The sequence below is a fragment of the Paraburkholderia sp. RL17-381-BIF-C genome (assembly GCF_046026435.1).
GTDB lineage: Bacteria > Pseudomonadota > Gammaproteobacteria > Burkholderiales > Burkholderiaceae > Paraburkholderia.
The window spans coordinates 36,628-53,716 of the sequence record NZ_JARESX010000051.1 but is presented as its reverse complement, the minus strand read 5'-3'; the positions used below and the strand labels follow the sequence as shown (position 1 = coordinate 53,716).

The 17,089-nt window shown below is 62.5% G+C and carries 12 protein-coding genes and 1 riboswitch; of the genes, 6 read left to right on the top strand and 6 right to left on the bottom strand.

The window, feature by feature from the left end; genetic code table 11:
• Window positions 1-617 (top strand): GNAT family N-acetyltransferase (locus tag P0D70_RS26135; protein WP_408186586.1); only part of this gene is annotated, 617 nt, incomplete at its 5' end.
• A gap of 97 nt (window positions 618-714) precedes the next feature.
• On the opposite strand, the gene P0D70_RS26130 is transcribed toward P0D70_RS26135, so the two are convergent.
• The 5 genes from P0D70_RS26130 to P0D70_RS26110 all read right to left on the bottom strand — a co-directional run bounded on the left by P0D70_RS26130 (window position 715) and on the right by P0D70_RS26110 (window position 5,098).
• Complete coding sequence (locus P0D70_RS26130; RefSeq protein WP_408186585.1) at window positions 715-1,482, bottom strand: ABC transporter ATP-binding protein; 768 nt, start codon at window positions 1,480-1,482, stop codon at window positions 715-717.
• Window positions 1,479-2,345, bottom strand: coding sequence for an ABC transporter permease (locus tag P0D70_RS26125; protein ID WP_408186584.1), 867 nt, complete (start codon window positions 2,343-2,345; stop codon window positions 1,479-1,481). Before P0D70_RS26125 ends, P0D70_RS26130 begins: the two co-directional genes overlap by 4 nt.
• Before the next feature lie 54 nt (window positions 2,346-2,399).
• A complete protein-coding gene (locus P0D70_RS26120) occupies window positions 2,400-3,452 on the bottom strand; it encodes an aliphatic sulfonate ABC transporter substrate-binding protein (protein WP_408186583.1) in 1,053 nt (350 codons plus the stop codon).
• A gap of 285 nt (window positions 3,453-3,737) precedes the next feature.
• The gene (locus P0D70_RS26115; protein ID WP_091795242.1) at window positions 3,738-3,899 is read right to left on the bottom strand and encodes a DUF1328 domain-containing protein; all 162 of its coding nucleotides are present in this window, start codon (window positions 3,897-3,899) and stop codon (window positions 3,738-3,740) included.
• A gap of 239 nt (window positions 3,900-4,138) precedes the next feature.
• Window positions 4,139-5,098: a LysR family transcriptional regulator gene (locus tag P0D70_RS26110; protein WP_091795239.1), complete on the bottom strand. Its 960-nt coding sequence runs from the start codon at window positions 5,096-5,098 to the stop codon at window positions 4,139-4,141.
• A 130-nt stretch (window positions 5,099-5,228) separates the two neighbouring features.
• Between P0D70_RS26110 and P0D70_RS26105 the strand changes: the two genes are divergently transcribed.
• From P0D70_RS26105 to P0D70_RS26095, 3 genes are all read left to right on the top strand, one after another.
• Window positions 5,229-6,395: a mandelate racemase/muconate lactonizing enzyme family protein gene (locus P0D70_RS26105; protein ID WP_408186582.1), complete on the top strand. Its 1,167-nt coding sequence runs from the start codon at window positions 5,229-5,231 to the stop codon at window positions 6,393-6,395.
• A gap of 163 nt (window positions 6,396-6,558) precedes the next feature.
• Window positions 6,559-7,914, top strand: coding sequence for a C4-dicarboxylate transporter DctA (gene dctA / locus P0D70_RS26100; protein WP_408186581.1), 1,356 nt, complete (start codon window positions 6,559-6,561; stop codon window positions 7,912-7,914).
• A gap of 248 nt (window positions 7,915-8,162) precedes the next feature.
• Window positions 8,163-8,456: a GYD domain-containing protein gene (locus P0D70_RS26095; protein WP_408186580.1), complete on the top strand. Its 294-nt coding sequence runs from the start codon at window positions 8,163-8,165 to the stop codon at window positions 8,454-8,456.
• Between the two features lie 166 nt (window positions 8,457-8,622).
• Here P0D70_RS26095 and P0D70_RS26090 read toward each other — a convergent pair whose 3' ends face one another.
• A complete protein-coding gene (locus P0D70_RS26090) occupies window positions 8,623-9,495 on the bottom strand; it encodes a spherulation-specific family 4 protein (RefSeq protein ID WP_408186579.1) in 873 nt (290 codons plus the stop codon).
• Window positions 9,496-9,551: 56 nt separating this feature from the next.
• Window positions 9,552-9,631: riboswitch (cyclic di-GMP riboswitch) on the bottom strand.
• A 617-nt stretch (window positions 9,632-10,248) separates the two neighbouring features.
• Between P0D70_RS26090 and P0D70_RS26085 the strand changes: the two genes are divergently transcribed.
• Together P0D70_RS26085 and P0D70_RS26080 are read left to right on the top strand one after the other, a co-directional pair.
• Entirely contained in the window at window positions 10,249-13,032 is a 2,784-nt protein-coding gene (locus tag P0D70_RS26085) for a polysaccharide deacetylase family protein (RefSeq protein WP_408186578.1), read from the top strand.
• Window positions 13,022-17,059, top strand: a complete 4,038-nt coding sequence (locus P0D70_RS26080) for a tetratricopeptide repeat protein (RefSeq protein WP_408186577.1) — start codon at window positions 13,022-13,024, stop codon at window positions 17,057-17,059. The genes P0D70_RS26085 and P0D70_RS26080 overlap by 11 nt, the downstream gene beginning before the upstream one ends.
• Window positions 17,060-17,089: the final 30 nt, after the last annotated feature.

The window sequence follows — 17,089 nt, the reverse complement described above, 5'->3', positions numbered from 1 at the left end:
CAACGACGCAACAATCCGTTCGTATCGATTACGTGTGTCACGGCGTGGGCCGTGTCGAATTGCGCCGCTTCGATCCGGCGCGCGATTCGTTCGTTGCGCTGACGGCAATGTTGCATCGCGCCTTCACGCCGCTCGGCGCGATGGGCCTCAATTGCACTTGCGTCGATCAGACCGTCGAGACGACACGCCTGCGCGCAACGCGCGGCGATTGCTATGTGGCGGTATGCGCCGGACGCATCGTGGGTACGATGACGCTCTATGCCCCGGACCGTGAGTCGGCCTGCGAGCTTTACCGTCGCGACGATATCGCCAGCTTGCGGCAGTTCGCGGTCGAGCCGGTGTGGCAGGCGCGCGGGATCGGCACCTTGCTGATCGCATTCGCCGACCATTGGGCCGCGACGCGAGGTTATGCCGAGCTTGCGCTCGATACGCCGCAACCGGCCGCGCATCTGATCGCGTTTTACCGTTGCCAGGGGTTTCGTATCGTCGATTTCGTGCGCTTCGACGGCAAGCGTTACGACAGCGCGATCCTGAGCAAGCCGCCGGTGGCGACGCGCACGCTCGCCAACTGGTCGCATCGATTGAGCGCGCGAGCGCAGATTGCGCGAGCGGCGTGAACACTGGGACGCGCCGAGCGTGAGTCAATGGCTGGCGAGGCGCAGCTCACAACGATCTAAATGTATCGGCGCGATGAATCGTCAATTTGATCGGGCTTTAATCGTCGACTGTCAGCCCACTGTGCGCGATTCCTTCGAGCAAATCATCGCGCAGCGCGTCCAGCGCAGGATCGCGCAAGTTTCGAGGGCGCGGCGCAGCGATGTGGATCTCACGCGCGATGCGGCTCGGGCACCCATCACCAGGCGGCGACAACAACAGCACGCGGTCGGAGAGATAAAGCGCTTCGTCGAGATCGTGCGTGACCAGCAGCGCGGCTGTCCTGTGTGCATGCGTCAACGAAAGCAGGACGTGTTGCAAGCGTGAGCGCGTGATCGCGTCGACGGCGCTGAACGGCTCGTCGAGCAGCAGCAGGTCGGGCTCCGCGAACAGGCCGCGCGCCAGCGCCACACGTTGCGCCATGCCGCCCGACAGCCGCTTGGGCAGCGCATCGCGAATGCCTGGCAAGCCGACCTCGGCGAGCAGCGCATCGACGCGTGGATCGTGTCCCTGTCGCGGTCCGGCGGCGAACGCGATATTGTCGGCAACGCTTAGCCACGGCAGCAGCCGGGGTTCCTGAAAGATCACGCCGATCTTCCCGGAAGGTCCGCGCTGCGGTTGCTTCTCGAGCAGCACCGAACCGGCGGTGTCCCGATCGAGGCCTGCAATCGCGCGCAGCAGCGTGCTTTTTCCACATCCGCTGGGGCCGACCAGACTGACGATCTCACCGCGAGCCACTTCAAACGATACCTGTTCGAACACCGTGCGTTGCCCGAAGCGCCGGGTCAGCCCGCGCACTTCGAGCATGGGGGCGGGAGCGTGGCTCATTGTGCGTCTCCCGGCCCATTGCGTGCGTCGCGCCAAGACAGCATGCGCGTCTCGATCGCCTTGAAGGCGCCGTCGCTCAGTTTGCCGAGCAGCGCGAGCAGCAGGATCGCGCCGAAGACGAGATCCGGCCGGCCGGTCTCGCGCCCGTCGCTCAGCAGATAGCCGAGTCCGCGCGTCGCGGCGATCAGCTCCGCGGCAACCATGAACATCCACGCAAGGCTCAGGCCGGTACGCAAGCCCGTGAAAATCTGCGGCATCGACGCGGGCAGGAGGATGCGTGTGAACAGCGCGCGTCGCGTCAGCCGGTTGACTTCACCGAACTCGATCAGCTTGCGGTCGACGCCCTGTATGCCGGCCACGACGCCAAGCTGCACCGGAAAGAATGCGCCGATCGCGATCAGCGTGATTTTGGGGGCTTCGTCGATACCCATCCAGAGCAAAAGGATCGGCACCCAGGCGAGCGAAGGAATCGCGCGCAGCGCCTGAAACGCGGGGTCGAGCAGTGCATCGACGCGGCGACTCAGCCCCATGGCCGCGCCGATCAGCAATGCAAACACGGAGCCGAGTGCAAAGCCTGCGCACACGCGCGCGACGCTCGCGCCGACATGCCGCGCGAGGCGTGTGCCGCCGAGTTCCCACAGCGTTTCTACGATAGAACTCGGCGCGGGCACGAGATGCGCCGGCAACACGGACGACCGGACCAGCGCTTCGATCGCTGCGAGAAACAGAACCGGCAGCGCAAGCCCGGCATAGCGCCAGGGGCGCAACGGGTCGCGGGTGCGCTGATCCAGCACTGGCTCGTTCGCGGACAGCCGTTGCGACGCGCGGCTCGCAAGCGCGAGCGTTTCTTCAGTGGCGGCCATGGTTGCCACCGCCGGTGCATGCACTGACTGCTTGCGAGATTCGTATTGAGCGCATTATTTCGCGTTGGTGTTAGCGGACGCGATGACCGGTTGGGCGATTTTCGGATCGATCAACGCGTCGATGACCTGATTGAGATCCGTGCCGCTCTTCACCAGTTGCTCATCGACGAGAATCGGCGCCGCGGCTTTGAGCGCGGCGATCTGCTGCGCGCCGGGCTGCGGGTGGCTGAAGTCGTTACGGCTGAGTTGCAGCTTCGCGACCGCGAGCGACACCTTCGATTCTTCGGAGACGATCTTCGCCGTATCGTCGGGATGCGCGGCGATCCACACGCGCGCCTTCTCATACACCTTCAGCACGCGGGCGAGCGCGTCCGCATGCTCGCGGATGAAGTCCTCGCGCGCGTTCAGGAAGCCCCACGTATTGAAGTCGACGTTGCGGTACAAGAGGCGCGCGCCGTCGTCCACCTGCGCGGCGGCCATGTGCGGATCGAGACCGGCCCATGCGTCGACCTGTCCATTGGCAAGGGCGGTGCGGCCATCCGGATGCTGGAGATTCACGAGTTCGACGTCGTCGCGCGACAGTCCCGCCGTATGCAGCGCGCGCAACGTGAAGAGGAACGGGTCGGTGCCCTTGGTTGCGGCGATCTTCTTGCCTTTCAGGTCGGCGAGACTCTTGATCGAAGAGTCCTTGCGCACGACGAGCGCGGTCCACTCGGGGCGCGAAAAAATATAGACGGCGCGGATCGGATTGCCGTTCGCCTTGCCGAGAACGGCGGCCAGCCCTGCCGTCGAGCCGATATCGATCGCGCCGCTGTTCAGATACTCGAGCGCGCGGTTGCTGCCGAGGCTGAGCACCCATTTGACCGGGGTATGGTCGGCGGCGAACTCCTGTTCCAGCCAGCCGTTGCGCTTGATGACGAGGCTTTCCGGCGAGTAGTACGCGTAGTCGAGCTTCAGTTCGGCAAGCGGCGCAGCCTGCGTGCTGCCAACGAAGCACAGCGCGAGCGCGGCCGCTGCTGTCGTCATGAACTTGCGCAGAACGCGCGCGCGGCGAGCGGGCGATTGGTGTGCCGCCGCGAAGAATGCAAAACCCCGAACCAGTGCCATTGATTGTCCTTGTGATCGATCTTGATCTGGACGTTCAATGTAGCGAAAGCGCTCACGCAAGCGAACCAATTAAAGTTCAGAATCAAAGCAGTTCTGGCGCTATTGCAGAGCAGGTGCGGTAGGCAGTGGGGCGGAGCGAGGAGGGACCAAACCCGGGGAAGAAACCCGGGGAAGAACCCCGGCACGGGCAGCAATAATTGCAATACCGTGTGGCAAGTATTGCAACGTAGTGCTGATTCTCGCGCCGGGATAGGGGTGTTTCCGCCTAAACGGACTAGGCGCTCATCAGCGTCGCATCACGCCCATCAGCAAGGTGACGAGGAAGATCACCACGAAGATGAAGAACAGGATCTTGGCGATTTCCGTCGCGCCTGCGGCAATGCCGCCAAAGCCGAATACTGCGGCGATGATTGCGATAATGAAGAAGATTGCAGCGTATCGAAGCATGGGGCCTCCCACCGGTGGATTGCTGGATTGATCATGAGAAACGGCGACTCGTTGTGGGCACTGCGTGCCTTGACGGGTTATTTGCCGGCGAGCGGAATAGAGCAATAGGTGTGCCCAGACCGGGCATCTCGTGCGTTGCCCTGGATCGCGGGTGGGTGCGTTGCGCGTTCGAGCCCATCATGCCTTCCGTGTGCCTCAGCCTTTCTGAAAGACAAAGTCACACCGCTGCGGCGCACGGCTCATGGCTTACGGCCTGTTTTCTTCTTTTGAGCGTAGATCAAAGCGCCAGTTTCGACGGGGATAAACGGCGCCTGAAAGTGATCGATCAGAAAGTCGATGAATGCGCGTGCGCGCGCGGTCTGGTTCCGCTGGCTGGGATAGTAGACAAACAGATCGGCCGACGGCAGTACCGTTTCCGGCAAGACGAGTTTTAATCTGCCGCTCTGAACGTACTTCGCCAGATCCCATTCGGAGCGGATCAATATGCCGTGCCCGTCGAGCGCCCACCGCAGCACGATATCGCCGTCATTGCTCGACAGCGCTCCTTTGACTTTCAGCGCTTCGGTGTGGTCGCCCTGCATATATCGCCAGACGCCATAGGCATCGTCGTTCTGCCGATGAATGATGCAACGGTGCCGAACGAGGTCCTCCACGCGTTCCGGTGTCCCAAAGCGTTCGAGGTATTTGGGCGAGGCGCAAAGAAAACGGCGATTGCTCATGATGCGCCGCGCGCTAAGCCGGCTGTCGGGAAGCTCGCCGAAGCGGATCGCCATGTCGAATGCTTCTTCCACGAGGTCGATGGGCCGGTCGGTGACTTCAAACTGAATTTCGACATTCGGAAAGCGCTTCGCGAAGTCAGACACGAGCGGCGCGATGGTCGTACGCCCGAAACCCAGCGTGGCATTGATCCGTAACAGGCCATGAGGGTCCGACCGAGTCCCGGATATCTCGTCTTCCATCTGCCGGATCTGCCCGACAATTTGCGCGGCATAGTGCAGATAGGTCTCGCCTTCCGGCGTCAGGCTGACGCTGCGCGTGGTTCTGTTGACCAGCCGCGCGCCCAGTTTCTGTTCGATCAGCCCCAGACGTTTGGTTGCCGCCGGCGGGGTGAGGTCGAGAGCGCGCGCCGCGCCCGACAGGCTTTTCAGTCTGGCAAGGAGGATGAAAAACTCGAAATCGGATGCCGGGTCAGTGGCCACTCTGGTTATTCGCCTAAAGTAAAAAATGAAATGAATTTAGGCGAATTCTAGCGCGGCGTTTCGCGGATAAGCTAGTTTCCATTGCAGCCTGACGCATGCAATACGTGCCCAAAACTCAGGAGACCCCGCGATGAGAATCGTTGAAATCCGCGAAAAAACCGTTCCGATCAGTTCCCCGATCCGCAATGCCTACATCGACTTCAGCAAGATGACGCTGAGCCTCGTCGCCGTGGTGACGGATGTCATGCGCGACGGAAAGCCGGTAGTCGGTTACGGCTTCAATTCCAATGGCCGCTATGGCCAGGGCAAGCTGATGCGCGAGCGCTTCATTCCGCGCATTCTCGAAGCCGATCCCACCACGCTCGTCAACGACGCCGGCGACAACCTCGATCCGCACAGGATCTGGGCCACCATGTTCCAGAATGAAAAGCCGGGCGGCCATGGCGAACGCTCGGTGGCGATCGGCACCATCGACATGGCAATCTGGGACGCGGTGGCGAAGATCGAAGGCAAGCCGCTGTTTCAGTTGCTGGCTGACCGCTACGGTAATGGGCAACCGGACCGCAAGATTTTCGTTTATGCGGCGGGCGGTTACTACTATCCCGGCCAGGACCATGGAAAGCTGAAAGACGAAATGCGCAGCTACATTGACCGGGGCTATACGGTCGTGAAGAAGAAAATCGGCGGTGCTTCGCTCGATGAAGATCTGCGCCGCATCGACTCGATTCTGAGCGTGCTGGGTGACGGACAGAAACTTGCTGTCGACGCCAATGGCCGCTTCGATCTCGACACGGCGATCCAGTACGCCAAAGCGCTCTCGCAATACGACCTGTTCTGGTACGAAGAACCGGGCGATCCGCTCGACTACGAATTGCAGGCCACGCTTCGCAATTACTACGACAAGCCCATGGCGACCGGCGAAGACCTGTTCTCGATGCAGGATGCCCGCAACCTCATTCGCTACGGCGGCATGCGTCCTGATCGTGACTGGCTGCAGTTCGATTGCGCGTTGAGCTATGGCCTCGTCGAATATCTGCGCACGCTCGACATGCTGCATCAGCACGGCTGGTCGCCGAGCCGCTGCATTCCGCACGGCGGACACCAGATGTCGTTGAACATCGCCGCCGGCCTCGGGCTGGGCGGCAACGAATCGTATCCGGACCTTTTCCAGCCCTACGGCGGTTTCCCCGACGGCGTGAAAGTGGACAACGGCTATATCACCATGCCCGATCTGCCGGGCATCGGCTTCGAAGGAAAGGCCGATCTCTTTGCCGAGATGCAAAAGCTGTCCGCATAAGTCATTAGCAACCCTACACGCCGGCACGTGTGTCGGCGTGGCGTTCACAAAAACAGACAAAGAGAACGCCGGAGAATTCGGTCCGTGCACACCGCGGTGGTGGATGCCGCTGCGAGTGCTCACCCTGAATTTCATTAGAAGATGCCACGCATAGGAGACAGTCATGCGGGTTTCAAAGATTGGAAAATCGCTTTCCAGGCTCTACGTACAGGTTCTGATTGGCATTGTTGCCGGTGTGCTCGTCGGCCATTTCTACCCTGACATCGGTTCTCAACTCAAACCACTGGGCGATCTGTTCATCAAACTGATCCGGATGCTGCTTGCGCCGATCATCTTCGCATCCGTTGTCGTCGGCATTGCCCGTATGAACGACCTTCATGAGGCCGGCCGCGTGGGCGTCAAGGCGCTCGTGTACTTCGAGGTTGCCTCGACGATTGCTCTCGCCGTTGGCCTCGTCGTCGTGAACGTCATCAAGCCGGGCAGCGGTATGAATATCGATCCCGCCCATATCGACAGTTCGTCGATTTCCACCTACACCCATACGGCGCAACAGCACGGCATGCTCGAGTTCTTCATGAGCATCGTGCCGAACAGCGTTGTCGGCGCGTTTGCGAATGGCGATATCCTGCCGATCATTTTCTTTTCGCTGCTGTTCGCGATTGCTCTCGCCAAACTGGGTCCACGTACCGCGCCGTTCGTCGACATGCTCGACATGTTCCTTCAGGGCATGTTCGGCGTCGTGCGAATCGTGATGTATGTCGCGCCTGTCGGCGCGTTTGGCGGCATGGCATTTACCATCGCGAAGTACGGAATCGGCACGCTGGCATCGTTCGGTCAGTTGATGCTGTGCCTTTACCTGACCTCGATTTTCTTCGTGGTCGTCGTGCTTGGACTGGTCATGCGAATGATCGGATTGTCGCTGTGGAAGTATCTCCGCTACATCAAGGACGAAATCTTCATTACGCTCGGTACGGCTTCGACCGAAGCAGTGCTGCCGCAGATGATGATCAAAATGGAGAAGCTGGGTTGTTCGCGCCCTGTGGTCGGGATGGTGCTGCCCACAGGCTATACGTTCAATGCCGACGGTACGGCGATTTACCTGACCATGGCTTCGATGTTCGTTGCGCAAGCGCTGAACATCCACCTGACGATCTGGGACCAGCTTCTGCTTCTCGGCGTGCTGCTGCTGACATCCAAAGGGTCGGCGGGCGTAGCCGGAGCCGGGTTCGTCGCACTGGCCGCCACGCTGGCCTCGATGCACAAGATCCCCGTGTCCGGACTGGTGCTGCTGTTAGGTGTCGACCGCTTTCTCAACGAGGCGCGAGCGGTCACGAACCTGATCGGCAACGGAGTGGCGACCATCGTGGTGGCGCGATGGGAAGGTGCGCTCGATATGCACCGCGCCCGCGCCATGCTCGACAGGGTCGACACGAGCCTCGATGCGCTGGAGTTACCCGCGCAGGCGCCGACGGATCGGACGCCTCCAGATGACATCGTTATCCGGCCCCGCACGCATTGAATCGACCTCCGTGATCAACCGGCGCGACCTCGCGCCGATGGCTTCACCGGGCGTTGCATTCGCGTGTGAGGAATCGGCACGAGAGATGATTGTCGCGCGCATCACAGCAAACATCCGGTGGCGCGCGTTGCCATTACCTACACTTGGATTGCGCGCAGAACGCTTTCGCGCATCAACGGCGCAATAGCGTTCGCGATCCGACTTGCGCGTCTGAATCCCGTCTCGTGTCAATCGTAAGGGGAATCGTCATGGCGACGTATGTGGTACTTGCACAATTCACCGATCAGGGAATCCGTAACATCAAAAACAGCCCGCAGCGTGCGGGTCAAGCGGCGGAATTAGCCAAGACCTTTGGCTGTGAAATGAAAGAGATCTACTGGACGTTGGGCGAATATGACATTGTCACGCTGATCGAAGCACCCGACGAGCAAAGCTTTGTGTCATTCGGATACGCGCTGGGCTCGGCCGGCAACGTCCGCACACGAACGCTGCGCGCTTTTACGAAGGACGAGTGCAGCGCGATTATCGGCAAACTTCCATAAAACGCGCCCCCGCGCGCAACGCAAAAGCCCTGCAGACGAAAACCGTCGGCAGGGCAAAGCGCTCAACACATACAGTTCTCAACCGACGGACATTGAAACGAATCGCACCGCGCCCGCCGCGGCCGGCATCATGGCGGCATGAGTCATGCCGCCATGAGTTGACGCATCAAGGCTTGGCGGCGTCCGTCACCTCATCGCTCCAGTAGGGCGGCAGTGCTTTATACGGATTGCCACCGGACAGCGACGTCACATACACGCCGCCCGCGCCGTGCGCCTTCGCGTATTGCACGACGCCCGGCAGTTGCGCGGCGGTCGCGCCGTACACCATGTGCACGAAGCGGCTCTTCGGATAGGCGGCCTGCCAGCTCATCGGCTGGTATTTCGCGTAGCTCTTGGCGGTGCTCTCGAACACGACGAACTGGTCGGCCGTCGGCAGGCTCGCGTACAACTCAGGAATGTTGGTGCCCGGATTGGCCGTTACCGAATAGGTGGCGTTCAGCCCTTTGATGTAGTTGTAGATCGACTGGTAGAACTGGATGTGCGACATCTGGCTGTCGGACGTCATCTCGTCGATGAAGAAGCCGTCCACCTTATACAGCGCCACATAGGTGTTGATGTCGGTCACGACCGCCGACAGCGAGCGCTTGCCGTAAGACGTGGACACATAGCCCAGTACCTTGCCGCCCGCGGCGCGCAGTTTGGCGACGGCGGCGGCATAGTTCGGATCTTCCTTGACGCCGGGGCCGCTGTTCGGATTCAGAATGGCGGTGGTCGGCACTTTGCGCGCCGTGGTCGTGAGACTGTTCCAGTTCGCGACGCTACTGGTGGCGTTGAAGTAGGAGGGGACGACGACGCTGGTGGTTGTGGTGGTGGCCGCGAAGGCAGTGCCGTTCAGGCATCCCACTAACAGGCCCGCGATCAGTCCGGCCCGTTTCAAACATTTGCCGGTTCGGCCCAGGAGGCGGGTTTTCTCCGCCGATTCCGAAGCAGCAAATGCAAATGCAAATTCAACCGCACCCATTCCCCGATTTTTTTGCATGTAGCCTCCTGACGCGGTCTTTTGAAACCGCTGTCGATTGGCCCGCCGTGGATACGGCGGGCAACTGGCGAACTCCCGCAGGGGAGTCCCTATAGTTTTGCGTCGCCGGATCGCTCCGGGTTTGCCCAACTGCGCTAACGGCATCCCTTCGGATTTCTTTAGGGCGCCGTTCGATTTTTTTTGCCGCGTTTGAAGCGAGAGGCGTGTGACCGATGTTCCGATATCGTTTTTGGGAATTTGCTTTTCGGTATTTTTGTACCACACGTGCGTTGTCCAAATCATTTAAATGAATCGAACGCTTTACGAAAAAGCACGCCAGTTCAAATTTTTTACGATTATTGATCAGAGGATTGAAGTTCGGCGGAGTATCGATCGGACTTGCTGCAGCGATTTACCAACACATTCACGAATCGCTTGACGAATCGATTTTGGAGGAGCGGGTCGGGCAATAGCGTTCGCACTTCGGCGCGCAATCGTTTGCCTTTCAATTCAAGTGGATGCGTTTTTCATTGTTTAACTGTCCAGCGTCAGACATTGGCGTATGCGAGCTTGAGACGGTCCTATCTGATGTGCTATCTTCCTCGGCCTTAGCAGGAAACAAACAAAGAGTCGGTTTCGCATCCGTCGCAACGTCGAATTTGCGTCGTGTAAATAATGCAGATTGGGCCGGCTTTAAAATCAGCTAGCGGAAATTTTCTCCATACGGAGTTAACGCCGCTCGCGTTCAGACTGAACGGGGAAAAGATTTTGGCGATGAAGAAGCGGACCCGGGCGCGCGCCGGCTGGGACTCTTGCGGGGTTGTCGAAAGTGCGGGCGAACGATTTCTTACACGCACCTTGATTGCGGTCATGCTCGGCACGGCCGGTATCGCACCGCTCGTGACGCATGCTGAGGTTGCGCCGTTGCAGTCCGCTGCCGCGGCCGCCAGTTCTGCTTCCTCTCAGCCCAACCTGGCTTTCTTTTACGCGGCCAATCCGCCAGTCGGCGAATTACAGGCATTCGACTCGGTCGTGGTCGATCCGGCTACCGGCTTTGATCCGGCGGCCCATCCGCTGGCTCATACCACGTGGATCGCGCGCACTAACGGTGCGGAGTCCGCCGGTTCGGCCGAGGCTTTCCTCTCCAGTCAGATTGAGCCGCTGTGGCAGCGCGGCTATCGCGGCTTCCTGCTCGACACGCCCGCGGCCATCGCCGCCGCCGGGCGTATTCATGATGCGCATCCGGACGCGCGGCTCGTGGCGGGCGGCGCCGACGTCATGCGCAACGCGCTGCCGTATGCGAAGTCGCTCTACGCGGTGGTCGGCGATTCGCTGATTCGCGGCGTGGACGACAGCGGCCAGCTTCTCGAAGTCGCGGAATCGTTGCGCGCGCAACGCATTGCGGCGGCCCGCGCGTTCACGCAGCAAACCAGCGTGCCTGTCGTGTCGCTGGAGTATTGCGCCCGCAACGACCGGCAATGCGCCCGTGATACGGCCGCGCGCGTCGTGTCGGCCGGCATGCTGCCGTATGTCACGAGCAAGGCCCGCGACGTGGTCGGCATCGGCAAGATCGAAGTGCTGCCGCGCAAGATTCTCGTCGTGCAGGACCGCGACACCAAAGACCCGCTCGACCTGAGCGCCGGCGTGCGCGATCTGGCCACGCCGCTCAACTATATGGGCTACGACGTCGAGTACGCCGACTTCTCGTCGCGTCTGCCGGACGCCATCACGCCAGACCGTTATGCGGGCGTGGTCGCGTGGATCCAGCGCGGCGCGGTGCCCGATCCCGAGGCGTGGCAACGCTGGGTCGCCGCCCGCATGGCGGATCACATTCCGGTCGCTTTCCTCGGCCAGTTCGGCTTCGACGCCGCCGGTTCGGCCGGCGCGGCGCTCGATCTGCAAGCGGTGGGCGGCACGCTGGCCGCGCCGGTCACGGTGGTCAAGAGCGACCCGATGGTCGGCTTCGAAATCAGCCCGAAGCCGGAGCCGCGCGATCTGCAAGGCGTGCGCGTGGGTTCACGCAGCCAGCCGTTGCTGCGCGTGTCGGCCAACGGCGTGCTGCTCGATCAGGTCGCGCTCACGCCGTGGGGCGGCTATGCGCTGAGTCCCTACACGGTGACCTCGCTCGACAGCATCGAGCAGGAGCGTTGGGCCATTCAACCGATGGCGTTCATGAAAGCGGCGCTGCATTTGCAGGACATGCCGTCGCCGAGCGTCACGACCGAAAACGGCCGGCGTCTGTTCATGTCGCACGTGGACGGCGACGGTTTCGCCTCGCGCGCCGAGTTCCCCGGCCCCGACTATTCGGGCGAAGCGCTGTATCAGCAGATCTTCACCCGCTACCAGGTGCCGATGACACTCTCGGTGATCGAAGGCGAGGTCGGTCCGAAGGGCCTGCATCCGGAGATCTCGCCGCGTCTGGAAGAGATCGCCCGCAAGATGTTCGCGCTGCCGCACGTCGAGATCGGCACGCACACGTATTCGCATCCGTTCCAATGGGAGCAGGTGGACAGCAAGACCGGCGCGCAAGTGGACCGCGGAGGCGGCGACGCGGCGTTCTCGCTGAACATTCCGGGTTATCACTTCAATATCGACCGTGAGATCACCGGTTCGATCGACTATATCAACACGCGTCTCGCGCCGGCCGGCAAGAAGACGGTGATTCTGCAGTGGTCGGGCGATTGCCGGCCGCCGGGCTTCGTGGTGCGCAAGGTGTACGAGGCGGGCGTCTACAACTTCAACGGCGGCGACACGGTCATCACGAAGTCGGCTAATAGCTGGACCAATATCGCGCCGATCGGCGTGGACAAGGGACCTGGCGCCTATCAGGTGTATGCGCCGAACCAGGACGAGAACGTCTACACGAACGACTGGCAAGGCCCGTTCTATGGCTTCACGCGCGTGCTCGAAACTTTCTCGATGACCGACCGGCCGCTGCGCTTCAAGCCGATCGACATCTATTACCACATGTACAGCGGCACCAAGGTGGCCTCGTTGCGCGCGCTCGACCAGATCTTTTCGACGGTGCTCAAGCAGCCGGTCATGCCGGTCTACGTGAGCGAGTACATCCGCAAGGTGCTCGACTGGCACACGTTCGCGGTGGCGAAAGAGGTGGGCCCGCAGGCGGGCGACTGGATCGTGCGCGGCAACGGCGAAGTGCGCGAGCTGCACTGGCCGCAGGCGGCCAAACCGTCGCTGGATAACGCTTCGGGCGTGACCGGTTTCGCGAACGGCCCCGACGGCACCTATATCCATATCGACGGCGGCAGCGCCCGCTTTGCGATCGGCGGCGCCGCGACCCAGAGCGCGTCGCCGTATATCGGCGAAGCCAACGGTTTCGTGCGCAACTTCCGGCGCACGCCGCAGGGCATGCGTTTCGAATTCGCCGGCCATTACCAGCCGTTCGTCAAGCTGGCCAACGCGCAGCAGTGCAAGGTCAGTGTCAACAACCAGGCTGTCGCCACGCGTCGCGACGGTGATTTCCTGCGTTTCGATACGCAGGCCGATATCGGCCACAAGCTGAACTACAAGTCAGTCGAGGTCGCCTGTGGCCGATAATCGTCCTCGTATCGCGCCCACGTGGCTCGTTCTGCTGCTCGCCGGTGTGGTGTTGATCACGCTGTACCTCGTGCATCCGCGCGGCGGACTGCGCAGCCGGATGACGTCGACCGACGCGCCGAGCGATCTCAGCATTGCCTATCTCGAAGCATGGCTGCGCGTGCAGCCCGACAACACGGAAATCCTCTCGGTGCTCGGCACGCAATATGTGCGTCTGGGGCGCAACGAGGACGCGCGCCGTATCGCCGCCCGCATGGAGGCGATTCCCAGCGAACAGATGCACCGCGCGGCGCAGTTGCTGCGCCTGAGCGTCGACACGCGCGAGACGTTCGCGCTGCCCGCTAATGATCCGGGCCGCGAGGCCGCGCTCGCGCGCTTGCGTACCCAGCTCACGAATGCGGCGGCCCTGTCGTGGTCGAATGCCGATCTGCAGATGCTGGCTGAGGCAGCCGCCTCGGTGAACGCGCAACAACTCGCCGGCCAACTCTATGCGCGCCTCGCCGCGCAGGATCCGGCGCAGCAAACGCGCTGGAACCGAGAAGTGGTGCGCTTCGCCATGTACGGCGGCGACTATCGCGGCGCGGCGAACGCCTGGTTCCGCCTGCAAGCGGCCGCAGCGACCTTCGATGCGCAGCGTCAGTGCTTCATCGCCGGCATTCGGGCCTTGCAATCGGGCAATCTGCTCGACGAAGCGCTGGCCGCCGCCAACGAACACGGCGCCGCGTTTGCTCACGATCACGAGACGCTCGTCGTCTTGCTGAACCTGGCGCGCGCCGCGCATCGTCCGGATCTGGTCGACCGTTACGCGAAGGCGCTGGCCGGCTATGCGCAGGCACAGCCGGACGAAGACGGCGCGCTGCGTCTTGTCGACTTCATCCGCGAACGCGCGCACGAAGGCGGTTTGCCGGCGCAGTACGCTTATATGGACGGCCCGCAAGCCGGCGCGGCGCGTGCGTTGCGCGCCCGCACGCATGGCGCGGGTGACGTGCATCTCGTACGCGTCGCGGCATCCACCGTGGCAGCGGGGCGTGCCGCATCTGCTGCATCTGCCGCAGCCGCCGCAGCGGCGTCGAGCCCCGCAGCCAATACGGCCGCGGCAGCCGCACCGACGGGCGCGTCGAGCCCCGCAGCCGGATCGAACGCCGCAGCCGCGTCGAACGATGTTCCGAGCCTGCTCTATCAATCGTTCCTCGAATCGAGCGATCTGCCGAATGCACAGCGCGTAGCGACCGAGCAGGTCAGCAAGAATCCGGGCTCGCCGGTCTGGACCAAGCGCCTCGCTCAGGTTGCTGAATGGAACCACGCGTCGCCGCTCGCCTTGCAGATGTGGCTCACTTACGCCCAGGCCACGCACGACCCGGAAGGCTGGAAAAACGTGATGCGTCTCGCGCCGATGCTCAACGACGACAACGCCTATCTGGCCGCGTTGATCCAGGCGTCGAATGCGGCGCCCGGCGATCTCAAGCTGATCGACTCGGTGGTGGCAGCCTACGAACGTCTGGGCCGCCCGGACGACGCGCTCGCGTTCCTGCGCAGCCGCCAACGCAATTCGCCGGCTGAAGCGATCGACTCGCGTCTGGGTCAGCTCGCCGAGCGCTCGGGTCACGACGACGAAGCGCTGACCTACTACCGCAAGCTGAACCAGCTGTACCCGTCGAACACCCAATACGCGATGCGCACGGCGAGCCTGCTGTATCGCCACGGCGACTACAAGGGCGCGCTCGGCACGCTGCTCGCCGCGCGTAAGGGCGCCAAGGACGACGACACGCTGTTCTGGCGCAATGCCGCGCAACTCGCGCGTCTGTTGCAGCGTGACGACATCGCGAACGACGCCTACAAGCATCTGCTGGCGAGCGGCAAGGCCGCGCCCGAAGACCTGAGCGCGATGACGTATTTCTACGACGCCTATCCCGTCGACGCGGCTCGCACGTCCGAACTGCAGTTCCGCCGCGACCAGTCGCAGCGCGCGCTGCAAAGCGCGATTCACTATTACACCGAGGCGGAGCAATACGATCGTGTCGACGCGTTGCTGAAAAGCCTGACGCCCGAGCAACTGGCGGCCGCCGAAGCCGACCCGGCGTTTCTGCGCGTGCGCGCCGAATACTATCGGCAGATCGACCGTCCGCTCGACGCGCTGCACGACCTGCAACACGCGGTGGCGCTGCCGGGCGCGACGCTCGACTTGCGCGCCGCGCTGCTCTGGACGCTGGTGGACTACGGCAGCGAAGCGCAGTTGCGCGAGGCAGTCGCCGAATGGCGTGACACGCCCGCGCAGGCACCCTCTTTGTGGGGGCCGCTGGCCGCCGCGCAGATGCGTCTGAACCGGCCGGAAGCGGCGCTCAAGTATTTGCGTCTGCAATCGGCGGCCATGTCACGCGACCCGCTCTGGCAGCTGACTTATGCCGAAGCGCAGGAAATGGCGGGGCGCAGCGATCTCGCGTGGTCGATCCGCCGCAACGTCTGGCGCCAGATGCAGCAGGAGGAGGCCGAGGTGCGCGCCAACAGCGCGCAAGGCCAGATCGTGCTGCGCACGCGCGCCTCGCAGGGCAGCGAAGTGCGTGAGCAGATGCTCGGCCGTCGCGTCACGCTCGCATCGATCTTCGAAAACGCGGACGTGTCCAAGGCGTTCCTGATCGATCTGCTCGCGAGCGACGCGGGCCGCAACGACAACGCCGAAGCACGCCGTACGCTGCTCGGCGACGCGGCCGGCCTGCCGCCCGCGCAGCCGGTGAAAGCGCACGCCGCCGTGGCGTCGCCGGATCAGGCGACGCTGAGCTCGTCAGTGGCGCGCGACGTGGCGCTCGCCTGGGCGATGTCGCACGAAGCGAATCCGTTGGCCAAGCGCTGGCTGGCTCGCCAGTACGCCAACGTCCTCGTGCAGCCTTCGGAGCAACTGATTGCGATCGCGCTCGCCGAGAACGATAAGCCCGCCATGGAGCGTCTGCTCGACCAGCAAGGCGCGCGTTTGCCGATCTACAACCGTATCGACGCGTCGATCGCGGTGGACCGTCCGGGCGCGGCTGAAAACCTCGCGTTCCAGGGTCTGGAAGGCGCGCCCTATGATTCGGAGTTGCATAGCCGTCTGGAGCAGACCGCGCTGACGTGGCCGCAATCGCTCGACGCGACCGTAACCAGTTACGTCGAGCATCCGCTCGATTACATCGAACAGACGTTGGCGGGCAGCATCAAGATCGCCGATCTGTACATGGTCGGCGTGAACGGTGTGCAGCGCTTCCAGCACTCCACGGATCAGGGGCAGCTCACCAACGTGCCGTCGGTGGACCGTTCTGTGGAATTTTTCGCGCGGCGTCAAACCTACGACACGGCCTTCATGGTCACCGTGGGCCGCCGCGAAGCGCTCGACAGTTTCTATAGCGTGGCGGTGGCTGCGGAGTGGGGCAGGAATTCGCCGCTGTCGGTGGCCTTGAAGGCAGGCCGCAACCAGACGGCGCGCGAGTCGCAGGCGTTGCAGGTGGGCGGCATGAAGGACAACGTGGTCGGCACGATCACGTACCGCGCGACGCAGAGTCTGTATGCCACGGGCACGGTCGAAGCCGATCGCTTCTATAGCCAGGCGCGCAACTATCTGGGCAGCGGCGTGCTCTCGACCGGTGAAATCGGTTATCGCATCCGCACGAATTATCCCGACTACACGCTGCGGCTGATCGGTGCGCATGGCGACTACAGCGCAAGCGGCGAGGCCGACGGCCTGATTTCGCGGCTGATTCCCGTGAGCGCCGGTCCGGTCAGCGCGTCGACGTTCATCCCGCAGACGTACTCGCAATACGGGGTCTTCTTCGGCTTCGGCAACGATCTGATCGACCAGTACACGCGGGCATGGCGGCCGTTCCTCGACGTCGGCGTATTGCACGACTCGTTCCAGGGCTGGGGGCCGTCGCTCAGTCTGGGCCTCGCGGGCACGGTGTTCGGCGGCGATCATGCGGCGCTCTTTTTCTCGCATCAGCGCGTCTCGCGTCTCGGTACGCCGGTGACCCAGATCGGCGCTCGCTATAGCTGGTTTTATTGACCCGGATTTCGCATAAATATCCCAAGGAGA

Bases quoted from the DNA above. Each gene is read 5' to 3' on its own strand.
- P0D70_RS26130 (WP_408186585.1), bottom strand. From the start codon at position 1,482: ATGAGCCACGCTCCCGCCCCCATGCTCGAAGTGCGCGGGCTGACCCGG.
- P0D70_RS26125 (WP_408186584.1), bottom strand. From the start codon at position 2,345: ATGGCCGCCACTGAAGAAACGCTCGCGCTTGCGAGCCGCGCGTCGCAA.
- P0D70_RS26120 (WP_408186583.1), bottom strand. From the start codon at position 3,452: ATGGCACTGGTTCGGGGTTTTGCATTCTTCGCGGCGGCACACCAATCG.
- P0D70_RS26115 (WP_091795242.1), bottom strand. From the start codon at position 3,899: ATGCTTCGATACGCTGCAATCTTCTTCATTATCGCAATCATCGCCGCA.
- P0D70_RS26105 (WP_408186582.1), top strand. From the start codon at position 5,229: ATGAGAATCGTTGAAATCCGCGAAAAAACCGTTCCGATCAGTTCCCCG.
- dctA (WP_408186581.1), top strand. From the start codon at position 6,559: ATGCGGGTTTCAAAGATTGGAAAATCGCTTTCCAGGCTCTACGTACAG.
- P0D70_RS26095 (WP_408186580.1), top strand. From the start codon at position 8,163: ATGGCGACGTATGTGGTACTTGCACAATTCACCGATCAGGGAATCCGT.
- P0D70_RS26090 (WP_408186579.1), bottom strand. From the start codon at position 9,495: ATGCAAAAAAATCGGGGAATGGGTGCGGTTGAATTTGCATTTGCATTT.
- P0D70_RS26085 (WP_408186578.1), top strand. From the start codon at position 10,249: ATGAAGAAGCGGACCCGGGCGCGCGCCGGCTGGGACTCTTGCGGGGTT.